This is a genomic window from Nesterenkonia sp. HG001 (genome assembly GCF_034438835.1).
GTDB lineage: Bacteria > Actinomycetota > Actinomycetes > Actinomycetales > Micrococcaceae > Nesterenkonia > Nesterenkonia xinjiangensis.
In genome coordinates, this window is record NZ_JAOSZD010000003.1 from 388,701 (window position 1) to 409,362 (window position 20,662).

General features: G+C 66.6%; 17 protein-coding genes. 6 read left to right on the forward strand and 11 right to left on the reverse strand.

Annotated features, from left to right (window positions below):
• Positions 1 to 21: 21 nt before the first annotated feature.
• The 8 genes from ODE13_RS07265 to ODE13_RS07300 all read right to left on the reverse strand — a co-directional run bounded on the left by ODE13_RS07265 (position 22) and on the right by ODE13_RS07300 (position 8,367).
• Complete coding sequence (locus tag ODE13_RS07265) at positions 22 to 1,749, reverse strand: ABC transporter ATP-binding protein (protein ID WP_322478667.1); 1,728 nt, start codon at positions 1,747 to 1,749, stop codon at positions 22 to 24.
• A complete protein-coding gene (locus tag ODE13_RS07270; protein ID WP_322478668.1) occupies positions 1,746 to 2,498 on the reverse strand; it encodes a class I SAM-dependent methyltransferase in 753 nt (250 codons plus the stop codon). Before ODE13_RS07270 ends, ODE13_RS07265 begins: the two co-directional genes overlap by 4 nt.
• Positions 2,499 to 2,547: 49 nt before the next feature.
• Positions 2,548 to 3,135, reverse strand: a complete 588-nt coding sequence (locus ODE13_RS07275) for a hypothetical protein (protein ID WP_322478669.1) — start codon at positions 3,133 to 3,135, stop codon at positions 2,548 to 2,550.
• Complete coding sequence (locus ODE13_RS07280; RefSeq protein ID WP_322478670.1) at positions 3,132 to 5,060, reverse strand: alpha/beta fold hydrolase; 1,929 nt, start codon at positions 5,058 to 5,060, stop codon at positions 3,132 to 3,134. Before ODE13_RS07280 ends, ODE13_RS07275 begins: the two co-directional genes overlap by 4 nt.
• A gap of 130 nt (positions 5,061 to 5,190) precedes the next feature.
• Positions 5,191 to 5,382 (reverse strand): hypothetical protein, encoded by a 192-nt coding sequence (locus tag ODE13_RS07285; RefSeq protein ID WP_179541396.1) that lies wholly within the window; start codon positions 5,380 to 5,382, stop codon positions 5,191 to 5,193.
• Between the two features lie 110 nt (positions 5,383 to 5,492).
• Positions 5,493 to 5,693 (reverse strand): hypothetical protein, encoded by a 201-nt coding sequence (locus tag ODE13_RS07290; protein WP_179541397.1) that lies wholly within the window; start codon positions 5,691 to 5,693, stop codon positions 5,493 to 5,495.
• Between the two features lie 212 nt (positions 5,694 to 5,905).
• Positions 5,906 to 7,213 carry a DUF418 domain-containing protein gene (locus ODE13_RS07295; protein ID WP_322478671.1) on the reverse strand — a complete coding sequence of 436 codons (1,308 nt, stop codon included), beginning with the start codon at positions 7,211 to 7,213 and terminating at the stop codon, positions 5,906 to 5,908.
• 68 nt (positions 7,214 to 7,281) lie between these two features.
• Positions 7,282 to 8,367 (reverse strand): inositol-3-phosphate synthase, encoded by a 1,086-nt coding sequence (locus ODE13_RS07300; RefSeq protein ID WP_322478672.1) that lies wholly within the window; start codon positions 8,365 to 8,367, stop codon positions 7,282 to 7,284.
• A gap of 176 nt (positions 8,368 to 8,543) precedes the next feature.
• Here ODE13_RS07300 and ODE13_RS07305 point away from each other — a divergent pair, with 176 nt between their 5' ends.
• Positions 8,544 to 9,938, forward strand: a complete 1,395-nt coding sequence (locus ODE13_RS07305; protein WP_322478673.1) for a glycosyltransferase family 87 protein — start codon at positions 8,544 to 8,546, stop codon at positions 9,936 to 9,938.
• A gap of 9 nt (positions 9,939 to 9,947) precedes the next feature.
• Here ODE13_RS07305 and ODE13_RS07310 read toward each other — a convergent pair whose 3' ends face one another.
• Complete coding sequence (locus ODE13_RS07310) at positions 9,948 to 11,372, reverse strand: CCA tRNA nucleotidyltransferase (RefSeq protein WP_322478674.1); 1,425 nt, start codon at positions 11,370 to 11,372, stop codon at positions 9,948 to 9,950.
• 156 nt (positions 11,373 to 11,528) lie between these two features.
• Between ODE13_RS07310 and ODE13_RS07315 the strand changes: the two genes are divergently transcribed.
• The 5 genes from ODE13_RS07315 (at position 11,529) to trxA (ending at position 17,404) form a co-directional block, all read left to right on the forward strand.
• Entirely contained in the window at positions 11,529 to 12,023 is a 495-nt protein-coding gene (locus ODE13_RS07315) for an NUDIX hydrolase (protein ID WP_179543072.1), read from the forward strand.
• A gap of 9 nt (positions 12,024 to 12,032) precedes the next feature.
• Positions 12,033 to 13,772: a murein biosynthesis integral membrane protein MurJ gene (gene murJ, locus ODE13_RS07320; RefSeq protein ID WP_322478675.1), complete on the forward strand. Its 1,740-nt coding sequence runs from the start codon at positions 12,033 to 12,035 to the stop codon at positions 13,770 to 13,772.
• Between the two features lie 116 nt (positions 13,773 to 13,888).
• Positions 13,889 to 15,799 carry a hypothetical protein gene (locus ODE13_RS07325; protein WP_322478676.1) on the forward strand — a complete coding sequence of 637 codons (1,911 nt, stop codon included), beginning with the start codon at positions 13,889 to 13,891 and terminating at the stop codon, positions 15,797 to 15,799.
• Positions 15,800 to 16,033: 234 nt separating this feature from the next.
• Positions 16,034 to 17,038, forward strand: a complete 1,005-nt coding sequence (gene trxB / locus ODE13_RS07330; protein ID WP_322478677.1) for a thioredoxin-disulfide reductase — start codon at positions 16,034 to 16,036, stop codon at positions 17,036 to 17,038.
• Between the two features lie 39 nt (positions 17,039 to 17,077).
• Complete coding sequence (gene trxA / locus ODE13_RS07335) at positions 17,078 to 17,404, forward strand: thioredoxin (RefSeq protein WP_322478678.1); 327 nt, start codon at positions 17,078 to 17,080, stop codon at positions 17,402 to 17,404.
• 123 nt (positions 17,405 to 17,527) lie between these two features.
• Here the strand turns inward: trxA and ODE13_RS07340 are convergent, their stop codons facing one another.
• Both ODE13_RS07340 and ODE13_RS07345 read right to left on the reverse strand, forming a co-directional pair.
• On the reverse strand, positions 17,528 to 18,661 hold the full coding sequence (locus ODE13_RS07340; RefSeq protein ID WP_416210601.1) for a ParB/RepB/Spo0J family partition protein: 1,134 nt from the start codon (positions 18,659 to 18,661) through the stop codon (positions 17,528 to 17,530).
• 1,074 nt (positions 18,662 to 19,735) lie between these two features.
• Complete coding sequence (locus ODE13_RS07345; RefSeq protein WP_322478733.1) at positions 19,736 to 20,629, reverse strand: AAA family ATPase; 894 nt, start codon at positions 20,627 to 20,629, stop codon at positions 19,736 to 19,738.
• Between the last annotated feature and the right edge of the window lie 33 nt (positions 20,630 to 20,662).

The following is a 20,662-nucleotide window of genomic DNA, read 5'->3' on the forward strand; positions in this document are numbered from 1 at the left end:
ACCGATGCCGCGGGCTGTCACTTACTGGACGCCGCTGGCTTGCAGCTGCTGCTCTGCCAGCCGGCGATAGACCTCATCTGACTCCATCAGCTCCGCGTGAGTCCCGATCGCGCGCACAGCTCCTCGGTCGAGCACGATGATCCGATCGGCCCGGAGCACTGTGGAGATCCTGTGGGCGATGGTGACGACCGCACGTTGCTGGGCCGCATCGATGACCGCGTCACGGAGCGCCGCCTCGGTGTCACTGTCGAGGTGGGCAGTCACCTCGTCGAGGAGCACCACCTCAGGCTGCTGCAGCAGGGTGCGGGCGATGGCCAGACGCTGCCGCTGCCCACCGGAGAGGCCGAGGCCTCGTTCCCCCAGCTCCGTATCGAGCCCTTGCGGCAGAGACTCGACGAAGTCCTTGAGGCTGGACAGCCGCAGGACCTCCTCGATCTGCCGCTCCTCCGCTTCCGGACGAGCATAGACCAGGTTCTCTCGGATGGTCCCGCGCAGCAGCGGGGCGTCCTGCTCCACATAGCCGACCTTGGTCCTGAGCTGATCCAAGGACATCTCGGCGACATCGACGCCGCTCACGCTCACCGCGCCCCGGTCAGCTCGATGGAATCGTTCGACAAGCTGAAAGAGACTCGTCTTCCCGGCGCCGGACGGTCCGACGATGGCGGTGAGCCCTGTGCGAGGCACGGAGAAGGTCACATCGCGAAGTGCTGGCGACCCGTCCTCGTAGGAGAACCACACACTCTCGAACGCGACCGCCGCATCCACCATCTCGCCACGGGTGCTGTCCTCAGCTGCTCCGGCTGCCTGCGGTTCTTCCTCCTGCGGCAGCTCGGCCAGCTCCGTGATGCGCTGGACTGCGGCCCGGCCCTGTTGGATCTGCCCCAGCGCCAGGAAGAGCATCACCAGCGGGGACACCAGGTAGAAGAGGTACATGACGAATGCGGTCAGATCGGCTGCGTGCAGCTCACCGGTCGTCACACGGGCCATCCCCCACGCGATGACGACGGCCAGCGAGAGCTGGGTGCCTACGTTCATCGCGGGCTGCAGCAGCGCTCCGAGAGCGGTCACGCGGATCCCGCTCTGACGAGCTGAGTCCGCCAGACCTTCGAGGCGCTCTGTCTCACGCGCCTCGGCCCGGGAGGCCTTCACCGTCGTGATGGCCCCGAGCACGCGCTGCAAACCCGACCCGAAGGCGCTGGTGTCCGTTCGGTTGACCAGGGACGCGACCCTCACCTGACGAGCGATCACCAACGAGACGAGGCTGGCTGCTCCGAGGCAGATGAGGGTCGCCACCAGCAGCTGCCAGTCGATCCACGCCATGAAGATGACACCGCCCACCACCATGAAGAGGGAACTCACCAGCTGGGCGAGTGCTTGGGTGATCACCATGCACGCCAAGGTGGTGTCACCGACCATGCGGGTGAAGATGTCTCCGGACTCCATCCGTTGGAAGGCGGCGACCCTGCTGCGCAGCAGACGCCCCGCCAGAAGGTTCCGCACATCGAACACGATGTTTTCGCCGGCGCGTCCGATGAGGTAAGCGTTCGCCGCCGACATAGCGGCATCGAGGATGAACAGGCCGACGATCCAGAGGATGGGCCCGGAGATGGAGTCCCCCTCCGCAACGGCCCTGATGAGGATGCCGACGAACAGCGGCTGGGCGAGGGAGGCGGCCGCACCCACGAGTCCGGCGACGATGCCTGCGACGAGGAGGGCCCGGTGTCCGGAGATGATCCGCACAAGGTTCATGACGGCTTGCGATACGTCGCGATGAACATCAGGGATTGCTCCGCATAGGGACTGCGAAGTGGGTCAGACCACGAACCGTCCGGCTCCAGGCCAGCGAAGTGCGCATAGGCGTCGGTGTCCTCGGGCGTGATCAGCCGGAGGACCTCGGTGCCGATCCTATGCGTTCCATCCGCTTCGAACCAGATCTGCGAACAGTGCCAGAGATCATCGGGCAGCAGGGTCGCGTGAGTCTGGAGACCTGTGTTGCGCTCCGGGTAGGGGAAGAAGAGCGTCGTCCTCGTCTTTCCTTCATGCAGGCCCACACATCCAGGACGGTTGTGTGCTTCGAGGACGAGACGGCCACCAGGAATCAGCAGGTCGGCGGCGCGCTGGACCGCCTGCTGCTGCTCTTCCCGAGACAGCACCAGGGACAGTGCCGAGCACACGATGTAGATGAGACCGAATCGCCGATCGTCGGTGTAGGTGCGCATGTCCCCGTAGCGGGGGACCACGAGATCCTCCCCGCACTCCTCTCGCAGGGCGTCGAGCATCAGGCTGGAGCTGTCAACGCCCACGACCTGCCCGACCCGTCTGGCCAGAGGGACCGCGATGCGCCCGGTGCCGACACCGAGCTCAAGCGTTCCGCTGGCAGGATCTGGGTGCTGGTCCGCGAGGAACTCCGCCAGCACCTCCGCCGACTCGTCCTTGCGGAAGACCCGGTCGTACCAGCCCTCGAACTGTTCGGCGTAGCCTGTGTCCTGCACAGTCATCGAGTCTCGTCCTTTCTCCGTCGTGTTGATCGGGCATGGTGGGGTGTCCTCAGGCGACGGGGACGAGTCTGCGTTCATCAGCGCCGTCCATTCCCACATAGGGCGAGACGAAGAGGATCTCAGGCTCCTCGTCAGGGTCATGGCCGCTCGCCCGCACCATGGATATCTGGAATCCCTTGATGCGGCTGAGGTCATCGGACCTCTCGGCGATCTCTCGGCGGATGAAGTTCACCAGCAGGCGGTAGGACGCGGTGACCTTGATGACCTCGAAACCCTTGTCCATCCTCTGGAGGATCTCGCTGCACACGTCGAACACCGCCTTCTCGCCCCTGCGCGTGGCGAACCAGAACGCCTGGTGCATCCGTCGATCAGCGATGAGCTCGATGCTCTGCCACCTCGACGTCTCACCGTCGACGTCCAGCGTCCGGAAGAGGTAGTGATAGTCGTGGGTCGCCGGGTTGGGTGCGAAGAACTTCCAGTTGGGCAGCACGGAGAAGTGGTCTCGGAGCTGGAGCCGATTGAAGACGGGATTGGGATGCTGGGTGGCGACAGTGGCGACGAGAAGGGCGGAACCCGCGATCCGCGCTGCCGCACCACGACCTGTGAACAGCGCCCTGCACTGAGCTGCGACGTTCATCCGAGCACCTCGACCTTCCTCGTGTCGTGACCATCGGTCCGAGCGAGATCCACATCCGAATCTGCCGACGGCTCCATGAGATCAACGTGTCGGGAGCGCTGGAGATGGGCGATGATGACGTCTGCGACAAGGTGCGCGTGCCGCGCATTGGTCAACATGCTGTCGTGGTCCGTGCCGGGGATGACGCGCAGCTCACTGGACGGATCATCATGGGTCCTCACCAACTCCTCGTACATCGCCAGCTGCTCGGCATCCTGATCGACCGTGTTCTGGGCTGCGACGACGACACCGCACGCAGCGATGGGGTCAACGTCGGCGGAGTGACTGCGGAAGTCCTTCTCCACCGCACGCCACTCTCGGGATGCCGCACTCCACAACCGAGCATCGGAGTATTGGGCGAAGACCTTGTCACGATACGCCGGCGGGAGACTGTCCAGCCACCGGGGTCGGCTCATCAGGATCCCCGTTCCCAGGCGCAGCGCCCAGGTCGCCGTCGTGAGCGCACCGTGGAGGTTCCGCGCGCCCAGGTCCTGTGCTTCTGAGCGTTGGAGCTCAGCAGGATGGGACGGGTCCAGGTACACCAGAGCCTCGAGAGTCTCGGGATCCATCTCGGAGGCAGCGCGCCGGATGATCTCACCACCCAACGAATGCCCCACCAGGGCGACCTTCCGACCGCTTGGGGCCGTCACCGCATGGCAGAGGTCGAGGAGGTCGTCCACCGACTCCTGAAGCGTGTAGTCGGCACGGGATCTCCGCCGACTGCCTGCATACCCGGCTCGCGCATAGACGATCAGACCGCAGTCCGTCTCTGTGACGATCTTCTCGCTGATCCAGGCGAAGTGTTCGGCGGTCGCGGCAAGACCCGCGACGAAGATCACGATGGGGGACTCTCCATCAGGCGTGCCTCCAGACTCGAACTGGAGCTCGTTGCCGTGGCGCGTGGTGATCCTGCGGGATGTCCCCCATCCCTGAAGCGTCTTGAGCCGCTTCTGCACGGCCACTGTCCCGGCGACAGCCGCGGAGACCCCTAGCGCCACCAGGGCTGCGGGGACCATGCGGTCGTCCCTGCCAGCGACGACGGGATGGGACCTGGGAGTCGAGGTATAGGCGACGAAGGGATGCATCGAGGGGAATGCCGTCATGAACCGTCCCAGTCCCATGACGAAGCCGTTGGCGACGTGGAAGGATGCCGCAGAGGCCAAGAACGGTCGCGCAAACCGTCCACCTGCCACGTAGACGAGGGGAAACAGACACTCCATGGCGAGAACCCCGTGCTGGATCATCGTGGAGGCCCGCGGATGCTGCTTGGAGAATCTGTAGACCTTCTCGAAGCCATAGGTCTTGGTCCGCATGACTCCAGGCAGGGCTTCGCCGCTGCGCCACTTGTCACCCAGCAGCTTCACCCAGCCCGACGCGGCGTAGGAGAGGTTGGCCTGGATCGCCACATACCAGAGCAGCGCATCCTGAGTCTGGGGGGACGAGCTCAGACGAGCCGCACCCGTGGCTGACTGCACCAGAAGAGAGACCTGGTCGGACCCGTCTGTGCCGAATCGGTGTCGGGGATAGAGGATGGCGGTGATGCCGCTGAGCGCCAGGTTGCCTGCGCCGCGCCATCGACTGTTCCCGGGCAGCATCATCGCGATGCTCACGGCCGCCCGGGTCACGTGGAGTCCCACTGTGACCCGACGGTCTCCGACCAGATCCAACACACACCGGAACATCGGATTGTCGACTGCTTCCTCCTCCCTCATGATCTCCCAGTCATTCAGCCCACCCTTCTCAAGGTGGCGACGCTGGCTGAGGTACTCCAGGGACGACGTCAGAGTCGTCGCGGCGACCAGGCGTTCGGAGATGCCGAGCGCACGATCACGAGATACGGGGATCGGGCTGAAGACAGCGGAGACCAGTTTCCGGGCCAGATTCACGGGGTGGTCCTTGCGGTAAAGGGGTTCGATGGAGAAGAGGCCTCCGGGACACAGGAGCTCTGCATCCCGGAGACCTCAGGACGGGCCGGCTCATGCACAACCCAGCGTGGGACCGAATGCGTCCGGTGAGTCAGCCGTTGGCGCCGGCGTGCTCACGTCCCAGGTCATAGGCCTGAAGTGTGATCCACGCGTACCCGGCAGCGCCGGCGAAGGCTGCGGGCGTCGCCATGACCGGCCCCAGCTTGGCACCGGACATGCGACTGTCCTCGGTCAATGCGGACTCGGTCTCGCTCTCCAGCTTCTCCTCAATGCGGGCGATCATGTCGTCCTCTCTGAAATCATCGTGATCCGGTTGATGAGCCTGGCGACCAGCCCGTCAGCAGGGCCTCGGACACATGTCCGGCACTGTGTCGACGGTCGGTCACGACCAGGTCAGTTGACCGTGCGGCCCACGGTGTAGGCGACGCCCACACCGGTGACTCCCGCAGCCGCGGCTCCCACGACCTTCTTCCCGGCGAGGGCCGCCACCACCGCGGCGGGTGTCGCCATGACCGGCGTCCCCTCCCGACGGAAGCCTTCGGTGAGTGATCCCAGTTCCTGCTCGTTCATGAATGCGGCGATGTTTTCTGACATAACTCTCCCCAATCTTATTCAGCAGACTTGACATAATCGAGAGGCCACCGAACGGCCCGTCGATCACGAATGACGCTACAGACGCGTTCAGTTCCCGCCAAGACTAATGCGCGTATTTTGAGGAACTCGAAAGGTTGCGTTCAGCTCCTGTTAAGGGTGGACGCCCGCTCCATCATGATGTCCGGCGCCTCCGCCCGGCATCGCCGCTGACCTCACCGCCAGCGTGGAGCGCGGCCGTAGGTGATCGCCCGCACCGGCGCCTCCAGGGGGCCGGTGCGGAAACCGGTCATCCAGAGACGAGAGGCCAGCAGCTGGACCAGCCAGAGAGCGAGGGCGATCCCGCCGACCTGCAGTGCGGTCAGCTGGCCGGCCAAGCCGAGACCCAGGGCGGAGAAGATCAGCGCCAGCACCAGTGACTGTCCCAGGTAGTTGGTCAGCGACATGCGCCCGGCCGGGGCGAGGGCGGCGGTGAGCCAGCCGAATGCCGGGCTGCGGAACACCAGCAGGGCAAGGATCACGTAGCCCAGGGACTGGACTGGGCCTCCGGTGAGGGTCAGGGCCTGCGCCAGCAGGAGCTGGACCATGCTGGGCTCCCCGCCGGCCACCGACCCGGGGGCGCCCCAGTCCAGCCAGGCGGCGGTCCCGGAGATCAGCAGACCCACCGTCAGGGCCGGCACCATGATGGCCACCAGGCGGCCTGTGGGCACCTCACGAGCGACGATCCGCTCCAGCAGCTGCGAACGCCCGACCACCAGTCCGATCAGGAACGCAGCGAGGACCATGATCCCCTGCCCGAACAGGATCATGGGGCCCATGAACGCGTAGGTCTGCAGCTGGAAGCCCAGATAGGAGCCGATGGTTCCGGTATAGGCGGCGACGGCGGCGTCGGCGTCACCGCCGGCCATCATGGCGTCGTCGAAGCCGGGGGTGCCTTCGGCCAGCAGCATGATGCCGCTGATTCCGAACATGAACAGGGCGACCACCCCGTAGAGAAGCCCGGCGAGGATCAGCGCAGTGCGGGTACGGATGCGGCGCATGCCCAGCAGCGCGAAGCCCAGCAGCGCATAGGCCAACAGGATGTCGCCCACGAAGAGCAAGATCCCATGCAGCACGCCCAGCACCGCCAGGGTGATGAAGCGGCGCACCGAGCGGCCCACCTCCGAGACTCCGGCCCGATGTGCCGAGGCCCACTGCATCACGAAGGAGAGCCCGAAGAGGAAGGAGAAGACCACATAGGACTTCGCCTCGAAGAGCAGAGTCGCGGTGAAGGCCGTCAGCTGGTCGCCGGCGCTCTGGATCTCGCGGTGGAACTCCCCGGTGCTCAGCTGCCCCGGCTCGGCGAAGAACCAGATGTTGACCGAGAGGATGCCCAGCAGCGCCACCGCCCGCAGGGCGTCGACGGCGATCAGCCGCGGGGGCCGAGCGGGCTGGGTGCCGCTTGGCATAGGCAGGCTGGAGCCGCCGTCGTCGTCGATGTGCCGCTCCCTACCGAGGGTGCCCTCCGGCTGATGTCCGCTCATGGGACTCAGCGTAGGGACGTCGCAGCCGCGGCTCATCCCCCCGAAGGATGATCCCGCCCCTCAGCGCCTCAGCGCTCGACGTCCCCCCGGATGAACGCCTCCACACGGTCCCGGGCGACGCTGTCGTGCAGCTGCTCGGGCGGGGACTTCATGAAGTAGCTCGACGCTGAGACCAGCGGGCCCCCGATGCCGCGGTCCAAGCCGATCTTCGCGGCACGCACGGCGTCGATGATGACCCCGGCGGAGTTCGGCGAGTCCCAGACCTCGAGCTTGTACTCCAGCGCCACCGGGGCGTCGCCGAAGTTGCGGCCCTCCAGACGCACATAGGCCCATTTGCGGTCGTCCAGCCACTGCACGTAGTCGGAGGGGCCGATGTGCACGTCCTCGGCCTGCAGGTCTGCGCTGGTGTTGGAGGTGACCGCCTGGGTCTTGGAGACCTTCTTCGACTCCAGCCGGTCCCGCTCCAGCATGTTCTTGAAGTCCATGTTGCCGCCCACGTTGAGCTGATAAGTGCGGTCCAGGATCACCCCGCGTGACTCGAAGAGCGCCGCCATCTCACGGTGGGTGATGGTCGCCCCGATCTGCGACTTGATGTCGTCTCCGACAATCGGGACCCCCGCCTCGGTGAACTTCTGCGCCCACTCCTCGGTTCCGGCGATGAACACCGGCAGGGCGTTGACGAAGGCGGCGCCGGCGTCGATGGCGGCCTGTGCGTAGAAGCAGGCCGCCTCCTCGGAACCCACCGGCAGGTAGCAGACCACGACGTCGACCTCGGCCGCCTGCAGCGTCGCGACCACGTCGACCGGCTGGGCGGGGGACTCGGTGATGGTCTCCCGGTAGTAGCGGCCCAGTCCGTCCAAGGTGGGCCCGCGCTGGACGGTCACTCCGGTCGGCGGGACGTCGGCGATGGTGATCGTGTTGTTCTCACTGGCGTCGATGGCCTTCGAGAGGTCCAGGCCCACCTTGGCCTCGTCGACGTCGAAGGCCGCCACGAACTGCACGTCGGAGACGTGATAATCACCGAACTCGACGTGCATCAGCCCGGGCACCTGCTGATCGGCCGGGGCGTCCTTGTAATACTCCACGCCTTGGATCAGCGAGGCGGCGCAGTTGCCGACGCCGACGACGGCGACGCGGATGGGGTTCGTGGCCACGTGGTCACTCCTTGGTTCTCGGGTCTCTGGGACGCGTGCGGATCGCACAGCGGGGCCGACGGTGTCACCGTCGGCCGATCCCTTCAGCCGACGTTCACCAGCCTGTCATTATTCCTCATCAGGCCCGCATCCCGGTGAGGCTCACGCAGTCAGTCGCGGGTCTTAGAGTGGTGCCGATGACACCAGAACCCCGGAATCGGCGCGAGGTCGTGGCACCGACGCGCGCGGATCCCCTGCTGCGCCTGCTCTCCGACCGAGTCGGCGGCCCCAGCGGGACGCGGCTGACCGCGGGTCGACGCTTCTGGACGATTCCCCGGGTCCTGATGGCGATGACGGCGGTGGCCGCGCTGGTCTCGCTGCTGTCGATGCAGCACTGCCGAGCAGAAGGCTGGATCGGGGTCTCGCTCTACCACCACGGCTGCTATTCGGACGTCTCCGCCCTGTACGTGCAGCGCGGGCTCGACGCCGACCCCTGGGCCCCCTTCGTCGACGGTCAATGGTTCGAGTATCCGGTGCTGACCTCGCTGCTGGCCTCGCTGGCGGCGCTGGTGACCCGCGGAGTGGACGGCGTCGTGAGCTCGACGGTGCCCTCCCTGGCCTACTGGGAGGGCCGGCTCTCCCTGCTCTACTGGGACGTGACGTTCCTGGGCGCGGTGCTGGCCTGGTTCCTCCTGGTGCTCACCGTGATGCGCGCCGCCGGGCGGCGGCCCTGGGACGCGGCCATCGTGGCGACCTCTCCGGCGATCATCTTCGGGGCAGGCATCAACTGGGACCTGTGGGCCACTGCGGCGCTGCTCCTGGCAGTGTTGGCGCATCTGCGCGGCCAGCACCTGACCGCCGGGGCGCTGATCGGCGTCGGAGTCTCCTTCAAGCTCTTCCCGCTGTTCCTGCTCGGAGCGCTGTTCGTGCTGGCACTGCGCCGGGACGGTCTGCCCTGGTCGGCCCTCGGGCGCACAGTGGCGGCCTCAGCGGTCTCCTGGGCGCTGCTGAACGTGCCGGCAATGCTGCTCAGCTGGGAGAACTGGTCCCAGTTCTGGTCGTTCTCGGCCGAGCGCGGCAGCGGCTACTCCTCGATCTGGCACGTCTGGCAGGTGCTGGCCGAAGCGCAGGGAAGCGCCGGGCCGGGGCCCGAGCTGGTCTCCACCCTGAGCCTGGCACTGTTCCTGGCCTGCTGCACGGGCGTGCTCCTGCTGGGCCTCAGGGCCCCGGTCCCACCACGCACGGTGCAGTTGCTGCTGCTGATCGTGGCTGCCTTCGCCCTGGTCAACAAGGTGTACTCGCCGCAGTTCATGATCTGGCTGATTCCGCTGATCGCGCTGGCCGCCCCGCGCTGGCGGGACGTGCTGATCTGGCAGGCGGCCCAGGTGCTGCACTTCTGGGCGGTGTGGATGTACCTGGCCGGCGTCGTCGGGGATGCGGGACCGCAGCACACCATGGCCGACGGCGTCTACCTGCTGGCGGTGCTGGGGCACATGGCCGCCACCGCGTGGATCATGGCGGTGGTGGTGCGGGACATGTACCGGCCGGAGTGCGACGTGGTGAGGCACCCGCCGGTGCTGGCTCGACGCTGAGCGTCCGCCTCACTCCTGCGCGGACCACCAGTCGCGCAGCACCTTCTCGGCCGTCGCAGGCTCCACCGGCCCGTGCTCCATGCGGTGCTCCAGCAGGAACCGGTAGGCCTGGCCGACCTCCGGTCCCGGGCGGATCCCCAGGATCTCCATGATCTGCTCGCCGTTGAGGTGGGGGCGGATCCTGGCCAACTCCTCCTGCTCGGCGAGCACGGAGATCCGGTCCTCGAGATCGTCGTAGGCGTGGGCCAGCCGGTCGGCCTTCTTCCGGTTGCGAGTGGTGACGTCGGAGCGGGTGAGCCGGTGCAGCCGCTCCAGCTGATCGCCGGCGTCGGTGACATAGCGCCGCACCGCCGAATCGCTCCAGCCGGCGTCGCCGTAGCCGTAGAACCGCATGTGCAGCTCCACCAGCCGAGTGACCGCCTTGATGGAGTCCTTGTCGAAGCGCAGCTCCTGCATGCGCTTGCGGGTCAACTTGGCCCCGACCACGTCATGGTGCCGGAAGCTGACCCCCCCACCGGGTTCGAAGCGGCGGGTGCGCGGCTTGCCGACGTCGTGCATCAGTGCCGCGAAGCGCAGGACGAAGTCCGGGCCGGGGACCGGGCCGTCGTCGTCGGTCTCCAGCTCCGCGGCCTGTTCCATGACCTGCAGCGAATGCTGGTAGACGTCCTTGTGCCGACGGTGCTCGTCATCGGTGCGCTTCAGGGCCGGCACCTCGGGCAGCACAACGTCAGCCAGCCCGGTGTCCACCATCAGGTCCACTCCCGCACGCGGGTGCGCCCCGCAGATCAGCTTGACCAGCTCCTCGCGGACCCGTTCTGCGGAGACGATCTCCAGACGGGAGGCCATCGCCGTCATCGCGTCGCGGACGCCCTCGTCCACGTCGAGTCCCAGCTGGGAGGCGAAGCGGGCGGCACGCATCATGCGCAGCGGGTCGTCCGAGAAGGACTCCTCGGGGGTGGAGGGGGTGCGCAGCCGCTGGGCGACGAGGTCCTTCACCCCGCCGTGCGGATCGACCAGCTCGAAGGAGGGCAACCGCAGCGCCATGGCGTTGACCGTGAAGTCCCGACGGACGAGGTCCTCAGCGAGGCTGTCGCCGAACTGCACCTGAGGCTTGCGGGAAGCCGGGTCGTAGGCCTCGGCGCGGTAGGTGGTCACCTCGATGGTGGCATCGCCTTTGCGGATGCCGATGGTGCCGAAGTCCCGGCCGATGTCCCAGTGCGCATCCGCCCAGCCGGACACGGCGGCGATGATCTGATCCGGGGTGGCATCGGTGGTGAAATCGAGGTCCGGCGAGGTCCGTCCGAGGAACAGGTCACGGACCGGCCCGCCGACCAGCGAAAGCTCATGGCCGTGGGAGGCGAACTGTTCACCGAGGTCGACGACGACGTCGGGCAGCCAGGCGCCGTCGGGGAATCCAGCAGGGAGATATGGCATGACAGAGACAGTTTCCCACAGGCCGACGAAGCTCTCCGCCCGGCAGCCCGGGGAAGGGTCCGACCACGACCGGAGCGGGCTGCGCTTCCCGCTAGAGTAGTGATCATGAACGGATCGGAGACCGGTGATGAACCCCAGACCCCGTTGACGGTGTCGATGGGATCACGCCGCGTGCCGGTTCCCAAGCCGCCTCGCGGTGGCGGCCACCTTCCCACCGTGGAAGAGGTCAGCGCGGGCGGAGTGGTCATCAGGCCCGCCGCCCAGGGCTTCGAGGTGGCCATCATCGCCCGATACAACCGGGGCGGACGGCTCGAGTGGTGCCTGCCCAAGGGCCACCCGGAGAACGACGAGGACCACGAGCAGGCCGCGATCCGTGAGGTGGAGGAGGAGACCGGCATCGCCGGGGCCATCCTGACCTCTCTGGGAAGCATCGAGTACTGGTTCACCGTCCCCACCCACCGGGTGCACAAGACGGTGCACCATTTCCTGCTCGAGGCCGTGGGCGGGGAGCTCACCACCGAGAACGATCCGGACCACGAGGCCGTTGACGTCGCCTGGGTCAACATGGACGATCTGGAACGGACGCTGTCCTTCCCGAATGAGCGACGCATCGTCTCCGCTGCCAAGCAGGTCATCGCGGACACGTTATAGTCAGCGCCGATGTCGCATACTTCCCCTGACCAGGACAGCCGTCAGCACGACGGCGACAAGTCCCCCGACACCCATATCCCACAAGGCGGGATGGCGCGGGCCAGCGCCTTGATGGCCTCCGGGACCATGGTCTCGCGCATGCTCGGCTTCATCCGGACCGCTCTGCTGGCCGTGGCGATCGGCTCCACGGCACTGGTGGCCGACGTCTTCGAGAAGGCCAACACCATCCCGAACGTGATCTACATGCTGCTGGCCGGCGGCATGTTCAACGTAGTGCTGGTGCCGCAGCTCATCAAGGCCGCCAAACGCCCGGACAGGGGCTCCGACTACACCTCTCGGCTTCTGACGCTCTGCGTGCTGGTGCTCGGCGCGTTCACCATCCTGCTGACCCTGGCGGCATACCCGCTGATGGTGGCCCTCACCAAGGACTGGACCGAACCGATGCTCGCGCTGGGCACCGCCTTCGCCCTGTGGACGCTGCCGCAGGTGTTCTTCTACGGGCTCTACGCGGTCATCGGGCAGATCCTCAACGCCAACGCGAAGTTCGGCTGGTACATGTGGGCCCCGGTGCTGAACAACGTCATCGCCATCGGTGTGATCGGCAGCTACCTGGTGATGTTCGGCCGCTTCACCTCCGGCACCGATCAGGCCGCGGAGTGGACGACCCAGCAGACCCTCTGGCTGGCGGGCGGCCACACCGTGGGCATCATCGCCCAGGCCGCGATATTGATCTGGCCGCTGATGAAGATCGGGTTCCCGATCCGCCCGAAGTTCGGCTGGAAGGGAATGGGGCTGCGCTCCACCGGGCAGATCGCGGCCTGGACGCTGGCGACCATGCTGATCAGCAACATCGCCAATCTGCTCTACATGCGGCTGATCTCCGGTGCCACCGCGAGTCGTGAGCAGATGGCCGACGGCGGCGCCTCCATCCCCGGCGAATACGCGGCCAATACGGCCCAGCTGATCACCGTGCTCCCGCATTCGGTCTTCGTGCTCTCGCTGGCCACGGTGCTGTTCAACCAGCTGGCGCGCTCCATGGACCTGGGCCGGCTCGGACGTGCCAGGGAGATCATCAACGAGGGTCTGCGGATGTTCGCGATCCCGGTGATGTTCTCCATGGTCGCGGTCATCGTGCTGGCAGGGCCGCTCGGGAGGCTCTTCGGCGGCTCCGCGGAGACGGCGCACCTCTCCGGCGCCGCGATCGGCCAGCTGCTGATCCTGCTGGCCCTGGGCATGCCGTTCCGCTCTGCGAACTTCTATCTGATGCGCGTCTTCTACTCGGCGGAGGATGCGCGCACCCCGATGCTGGTGCACACCATCATCGCTGCCCTGTGCCTGGCCTGCGCCTACGGCGGCGCCCTGGTGCTGCCCAACGAGACGCTGCCGTTCCTGGTGATCGGGCTCTTCTCCCTCTTCCACGTCGTGCAGTACGTGCTGTGCCACGTGTGGGTGGTCCGCCGCTGGGGCAGCTTCGGTTTCTCCTCTGTGGTGGCCGCCTACGCCCGCTCGGGCTGGGCCGCCGTCATCGCCGGACTGACCGGCGCGGCCGTGCTGTGGCTCCTGGGCGGATACTCCTGGGGCTTCGCCTGGCAGTCGATCCTGACCGCGCTGATCACCTGCACCGTGGTGGGCACCGTCATGGGCGTGGTGTTCGTGATGATGCTCAAGGTGATGCGCGTCCGTGAGTTCGACGACGTCATGGCCCCGCTGGCCCGCAGAATCCCGGCCCTGGCTCGTCTGAGCCGGTAGGCTGACCCCGAACGGACGCCATCGTCCGGACGTCGGTGCGCCCCTGGCGGCACCCGTCCCGGGCACCGGCGCCCCAGTGGACAGCTCGCCCCGAGCATCAGTCAGCAGGAGGATACGTGGCCCAGCCTTTCGGCATCGGCGATGTGGTGGGAGGTCGCTACCGCATCACGCACCATGTGGTGACCTCTGCGGATCAGGACATCGTCTTCCAGGGCATCGACCAGGTGCTGAACCGCGAGGTGAGCATCCTGCTGGCCTCCACGCAGAACGCCAAGCAGGTGGCGACCTCTGCGAAGGAGCTGGCCACCGGGGAGCGCAGCTCGGAGGTGCAGGTCCTGGACCTGGGGCTGGCGGAGGACCGCACCTACCTGATCTCCACGCAGACCCACCCCAATGATCTGCTGGACCTTGTGGTCCCGGACTCTGCCCCCTATGTGGAACCGTTCTTCACCGATTCCCTGGGTTCGGAGCTTTTCGGGCAGTCCCGGGTGATGGAGCCCGAGACGTTCCACGACGACGCGGAGTACTATGCCGGCCTTCAAGGGGTCGCGCCCGGTGCGGAGGAGCAGGATTCTGAGGAGACCGGACCACAGACCCGCCGACGTCGTCCGGCCTTCCTGGGCAAGGTCTCCGAGACGCTGAACCGCCGTCTGGGCACCCACCGTGATGCGGACCGGCTGCCGCAAGGACCGTCCGGGGCTCCTGCCGCGGAGCCCTCGGACGATGTGGCCTCCTTCGGCTCCGCCGGCGCCTCGGGCGCTGTGTACTCGGGTGCGGCGGCCGCACACAGCGCCGGATCCCCCAGCCTGCCCCACGCCACTGGCGACTCGCTCGCTGATGCGGCGGGGCCCGGCCCGGGCGAGACTCTCACCCTGCAGGCCGACATGGAGCTCGTGGACCCGCGTCCGGAGGCCGATGCCGAGGAGGAGTTCGGCGTCGCCGCCGACACCACCGGCCGGCTGCAGCCGGTCGGCATCTCGGTGGGCCCCGCCGCCGCGCCGATGGGGCAGCCCGCTGACCAGGACCACAGTCACGACGACGGCGAAGAGGTCGTCGACGACCCGCCGGACGAGCCGATCGCGGGCTACGGGACCACCTCCGCCGCGGGGCCCGGCTCGACGGACTCTGAACTGGCTTCCGGCGCGGCCGCCGCAGGGCAGCCGTCCCCGACGGAGAATCCCAGCTTCACGGGCCTGATCTCCGCGGTCTCCTCCGATCGTCGCAGCGCCTTCCCGGGGCCGGTGGCCGGCCAGGAGGGCGACGCACCCGATGCGGCTGAGCACGTTCCGGCCGAGACCCCGGCAGCGGCTCCGGCAGCAGATCCCGCTCCCGCGCAGGAGCGCTCGGGCGCGGGCCGCTGGATCGGTGTGGCCGTGCTGGCCGCGGTGGTGCTGGTGGCTGCGGTGTTCGCCTTCGTCGCCCTGCGCGGCGGCGATGACTCCCCGCCCGTGGCAGAGGATGAGGAGACCACCGAGCCGGAGGAGACCACTGAGGCAGAGGGGGACGACACCGGGGAGGACGCAGAGGCTCCGGAGGATCCCGAGGACGCTGACGAGACCCCGGACGAGGTGACCCCGGAGATCAGCTCGGTCTCCCGGCTCGTGCCGGACAGCCCGGGCCTGAACGAGGACACCGACGGCCAGCTGCCCAACACCTTCGACGGCGACACCTCCACGACGTGGAGCTCCTTCCTGTTCGGCTCCGCCGAGTTCGGCGGCCTCGCCTCCGAGTTCGCCTTGGTGGTGGAGCTCGAGGAGTCTTCCTCAGTGTCTGCGGTGACGCTCACTCAGGAAGGCGAGGTGGAGGGCGGGTCCTTCCAGGTGCTGGTCAACGACTCTCCGGAGCTCGAGGGGGCTGAAGAGGTCGGTTCGGGGACCTGGAACTGGAACGAGACCACCGTGGAGCTCGACGAGCAGGCGGAGGGCCCGTACCTCATCATCAACACGACCGCTCTCCCTGAACGCCTGGAGCCGGACAACCCTGATCTCCCCTATGGCCTGCAGCTCGCCCAGATCACCCTGGAGTGAGCACCTTGTCCTGAGGCGCTGAGCGCTCTGAAACGCCGCCGGAGGACCTTCCGCCCCTCGGTGCTTCACTGGCTGCAGGGGCCTGCACGTCGGAGCCAGCGGTGCCGCCGGAGCATCTGCCTGCCGCCGTCGTGCGGAATTTTCATGCCCCCCGGGTGGTTTCACACCTTGGAACCGATGCCAGCCGCCGGCACCACCCGCCGGAGGCCTCTCGACGAGAAGGACACAGCAGACGTGACTGAACAGACTCCCGACCAGGTCCATGATGTGGTCATCGTGGGCTCCGGCCCGGCCGGCTTCACCGCCGCGGTCTACACCGCCCGAGCCAACCTGAATCCGGTGATGCTGGCCGGCTCAGTCACCACTGGTGGCGAGCTGATGAACACCACCGACGTCGAGAACTTCCCGGGGTTCCCCGAGGGCATCATGGGCCCGGAGCTGATGATGAAGATGGAGGAGCAGGCGGCGCGCTTCGGTGCCGACATCCGCCGCGAGGACGCCACCGAGCTCGCTCTGGACCAGCCGATCAAGGAGATCACTATCGGCTCCGGTGAGGTGCTGCACGCCCGCGCCGTCATCCTCGCCACCGGCTCCGCCTATCGCGAGCTGGGCGTGCCCGGCGAGAAGGCGCTCTCCGGACACGGCGTCTCCTGGTGCGCCACCTGTGACGGCTTCTTCTTCCGCGAGCAGCACATCGCCGTGGTCGGCGGCGGCGACTCCGCGATGGAGGAGGCCCTGTTCCTCACGAAATTCGCCTCCAAGGTCACCGTGGTCCACCGGCGGGACTCGCTGCGTGCCTCGAAGATCATGGCTGATCGGGCCGAGGCCAACGAGAAGATCGACTTCCTCTGGAACACCGAGGTCACGGAGGTCCTCGGCGACGGCAAGCTGACCGGTCTCTCGCTGCGCAACACCGTGGACGGCTCGGAGTCCTCCATAGATGTGACAGGTCTGTTCGTGGCCATTGGTCATGACCCTCGCGTCGAGCTGTTCAAGGACCAGCTGCAGCTCACCGCGGACGGAACAGTGCAGGTCGACGCGCGCAGCTCGCGAACCACTCTTCCCGGAGTCTTCGCCGCCGGCGATGTGCTCGACCCCACCTACCGGCAGGCCGTCACCGCCGCGGGCTCGGGCTGCGTCGCCGCCTTGGACGTGGAGCACTGGCTCGCCGACGAGGCAGACGCCGGCACGGCCGGTGCAGCCGGTCTGGTCGGTGCTGCGGCCGACTCCGCCTCCTGACCCCAGACCCCTCAACCACCGAAGGAAAGGACAGACGCCATGGCAGATCTGAAGAGTGTCACCGATGCGAGCTTCGACCAGGACGTCCTGCAGGCCGACAAGCCCGTGATCGTCGACTTCTGGGCAGAATGGTGTGGCCCCTGCCGCATGGTCAGCCCGGTTCTCGAAGAGCTCGCCTCGGAGAACGAGGACAAGATCGAGGTCGTGAAGGTGAACGTCGATGAGAACCCCGCCATCGCGGCGAAGTTCGGCATCACGTCCATTCCGGCCATCTACGGATTCAAGGGCGGCGAGCACGTCATCTCCTCGATCGGGGCGAAGCCCAAGCAGGCCTTGGAGTCAGAGTTCTCCGACTTCCTGGACTGAACCTGCGGCAACCGCCGCACGTCGGCGGACGCTGGCAGCCTGACGCAGAAGGGCCCTGACAACCTCTCAAGGTTGTCAGGGCCCTTCTGCGTGTGCACTCTTCGGTGGGAGGGTCCCTCTGGGTCAGCTGACGCGCTGCTGCTCCCCGATGATCTCCATCAATCGGTGGAGGTCCTCGATCGATCCGAAATCGATGGCGATGCGGCCCTTCTTCGCGCCCAGAGTGATCTTCACCTGGGTGTCGAGACGATCCGTCAGCGCTTCGGCATATTCGTCCAGCTGCTGATACCTGGCCGTCGAGGGGAGCCGATTCGTTCCACGTGAAACGCCATTGCTGGCGCCTTGGTGGGCCAGGGTCACGGCTTCCTCGGTCGCTCGGACGGACAGCCCCTCGGCCACGATGCGCTTGGCGAGCTCTTCCATCTCCTCAGGCGTGGACAGACCCAGAAGGGCACGGGCATGGCCGGAGCTCAGAACTCCTGCAGCCACGCGTCGTTGGACTGCGGGGGGCAGCTTCATGAGCCGCAGGGTGTTGCTGATCTGCGGCCTGGATCGACCGATCCGCGAGGCGAGCTCATCCTGCGTGCAGTTGAAGTCATCCAGGAGCTGCCGATAGGCGGCGGCTTCCTCCAGCGGGTTGAGCTGGGAGCGATGAATGTTCTCCAGGAGGGCGTCCCTCAGGAGGTTGTCATCCGCGGTGAAGCGCACGATGGCCGGAATCTCGCGGCGGCCGGAGGCCTTGGTGGCACGCCAGCGGCGTTCACCCATCACAAGCTCGTACTGTCCCTCGTCCACTTCCCGGACCACGACAGGCTGCAGCACGCCGATCTCACGGACCGAGTGGATCAGCTCCGCCATGTCGTCTTCGTCGAACTCCGTGCGCGGCTGCCGCGGATTGGGCTGGATCGCATCCACCGGGATCGACCGGAACTCTGCACCCTCCACGCTGGAAGTGCTGCCACCGCCCGAGACCACGTCAGTCCAGGCCTGCGGATCAGATGTCTCCGGCTCAGCAAGAGGCGTCTCGGGTTCGGATGCTACGGGGGCGGACGTGTCCTGCGCTGCCCCTTCAGCACTGTCGAGCGGGGAGGACGCAGATCCAGCGCTTCGCACCGATGGACGCTCACTCAGCAGATCCGGCATCTGAGCCCGGCCGCCCGCGCTGCGCCGACTCGTCGTCGTTCTCGCGCTCTGCCGGGTTCCACGTGAAACACGCTGAGTCCCGAGATGGGACTTCGCGGAGAAGAACACGTCGATCGGTCGCTCAGCCCTCTCGATCCCGTTCTCAGGATCCGGCTGGTGCGTGCTGTCCCTGACGATCTCCTCAGTAGGTTCCTCGACGGCGTCGGTCGGGGAGTCAGGCTCTAGCGAGTTCTCATGGGGCACTGGCTCGGGATCCAGCTCCTCTGGGGAGTTCAGTCCCTGATCTGCTGTGCCGTGGCCATTCGACGCTGGATCCCCCCCGACATCCTCTGTCGAGATCTCCGGGACCGGCTCGTCCGCCAGGCTGCCATTCTCCTGTCCATGCGTGACCGAGCCATGACGTTCGGTGCCACCTGCCTCCTGGGCGGCGAGATCAGCCTCCGCTTCACGTGAAACATCGTCGGCGACGGCATGAGCGGTCGCGCCGGATGCTTCGTCTCCTTGGGCATCGCTGTTGATGAGGGCCCCAAGCCCACGTCCCAGACCACGTCGCCTACGTTCTGCCATATCAGGTCACCTTCCTTGATCCGCCGAGACCGTGCCGGCGTCTGAACCGCTGTCCATTCTACGGTTCAACGGGAAATTCACCTCTTTCACTGGCGACCCTGCGTTTCACGTGGAACGACGGCCCGGATGACGGACCCCCGATGAATCGCACCAGGTTCCGTGTTTCACATGAAACGCTGGACACACGGGATCGTCGGCTCCGACACCGGAGAAGAACTCGGCGTCCGGTCACAGATGAGCAGAATCATGGACGTATCACGTGGAACTAGGCCCTAGTGGCATTCCCTCAGCATGCCTCGGTCGAGGAGTACCGCACTTGTCAGCATCGGGACCTGGGACAGTCCGTAAGTTTCACGTGGAACACCGCACTCCGCAGAGACTTCCTCGCAGGGGAGCTACCTGCCAACGGGAGATCTGCCTCAGTTGCGTACGCTCATCCACCGGATGCGGGAGACCGTCTACGAAAAACCAGTGGCCACGCGAAGCTCGCAGCGCAGTTCCACGTGAAACACCATTCACGAACCCCCAAGCGCGTCATTTCCAGCACACATGACGAAGGGGGACCGATCCCATCGGATCGATCCCCCTGACGCCTCTCGCGGTCGCAGACCAGTAACTGGCTCAGATCTCAGTCGGGCCGCCCCGCGTAACGATCTCCGCCGCCGCCTCGAGATAGGCGAGAGCACCAGTAGAGGAGCGGTCATAGGAGATCACGCTCTGTTGATACGAGGGTGCCTCCGAGATCCGGACATTGCGAGGGATCAGCGCATCCAGGACGGCCTCCGGGAAATGCTCCCGAACTTCCTCGGCCACCTGAGCAGCCAGCCGCGTCCGCCCGTCATACATCGTCAGCAGGATGGTCGAGACCGTCAACGGCGGATTCAGGTGCTTCTGGATCATCTGGATATTGTTCAACAACTGACTCAGCCCTTCCAGCGCGTAGTACTCGCACTGGATGGGGATCAACACTTCCCGAGCGGCGACAAAGGCATTGACGGTCAGCAGGCCCAAACTCGGCGGACAGTCGACGAACACATAGTCCAGTCGTTCCAGGCCGTGCTCCTCCCGGTACCGGTGGTACTCCTCGACCGCCCGCTGCAGACGCTGCTCCCGAGCCACCAGGGACACCAGCTCGATCTCGGCACCCGCCAGATGAATAGTGGCGGGGATCACCTGCAGCCTCTCGATGTCCGGGCAGTCAGCCACGACATCCGCAAAGCTGAGGTCATCGATCAGCACGTCGTAGATGGAGTCCGTGTCGGCAGAATGCTGCACGCCCAGGGCTGTCGACGCATTACCCTGCGGGTCGATGTCGATGACCAGGACGTGAAACCCCTGACTGGCCAAGGCAGCGGCGAGGTTCACAGTGGTTGTCGTCTTGCCCACCCCGCCCTTCTGGTTCGACACCGTGATCGTTCGTGTCGTGGCCGGCCGCTCCAGCTCCTTCTCGGAGAGCACCTGGCGACGACGACGTTCATCGGCGAGCTCTGCGGCCAACGGGGACGAGGCGTCCATGCCGTCGAGGATCGACGAACCCCGCGCGGTCTC

Coding starts and splice junctions, on each gene's coding strand:
- ODE13_RS07265 (WP_322478667.1), bottom strand. CDS start 1,749: ATGAACCTTGTGCGGATCATCTCCGGACACCGGGCCCTCCTCGTCGCA.
- ODE13_RS07270 (WP_322478668.1), bottom strand. CDS start 2,498: ATGACTGTGCAGGACACAGGCTACGCCGAACAGTTCGAGGGCTGGTAC.
- ODE13_RS07275 (WP_322478669.1), bottom strand. CDS start 3,135: ATGAACGTCGCAGCTCAGTGCAGGGCGCTGTTCACAGGTCGTGGTGCG.
- ODE13_RS07285 (WP_179541396.1), bottom strand. CDS start 5,382: ATGATCGCCCGCATTGAGGAGAAGCTGGAGAGCGAGACCGAGTCCGCA.
- ODE13_RS07290 (WP_179541397.1), bottom strand. CDS start 5,693: ATGTCAGAAAACATCGCCGCATTCATGAACGAGCAGGAACTGGGATCA.
- ODE13_RS07295 (WP_322478671.1), bottom strand. CDS start 7,213: ATGAGCGGACATCAGCCGGAGGGCACCCTCGGTAGGGAGCGGCACATC.
- ODE13_RS07305 (WP_322478673.1), top strand. CDS start 8,544: ATGACACCAGAACCCCGGAATCGGCGCGAGGTCGTGGCACCGACGCGC.
- ODE13_RS07310 (WP_322478674.1), bottom strand. CDS start 11,372: ATGCCATATCTCCCTGCTGGATTCCCCGACGGCGCCTGGCTGCCCGAC.
- ODE13_RS07315 (WP_179543072.1), top strand. CDS start 11,529: ATGGGATCACGCCGCGTGCCGGTTCCCAAGCCGCCTCGCGGTGGCGGC.
- murJ (WP_322478675.1), top strand. CDS start 12,033: ATGTCGCATACTTCCCCTGACCAGGACAGCCGTCAGCACGACGGCGAC.
- trxA (WP_322478678.1), top strand. CDS start 17,078: ATGGCAGATCTGAAGAGTGTCACCGATGCGAGCTTCGACCAGGACGTC.
- ODE13_RS07345 (WP_322478733.1), bottom strand. CDS start 20,629: ATGGACGCCTCGTCCCCGTTGGCCGCAGAGCTCGCCGATGAACGTCGT.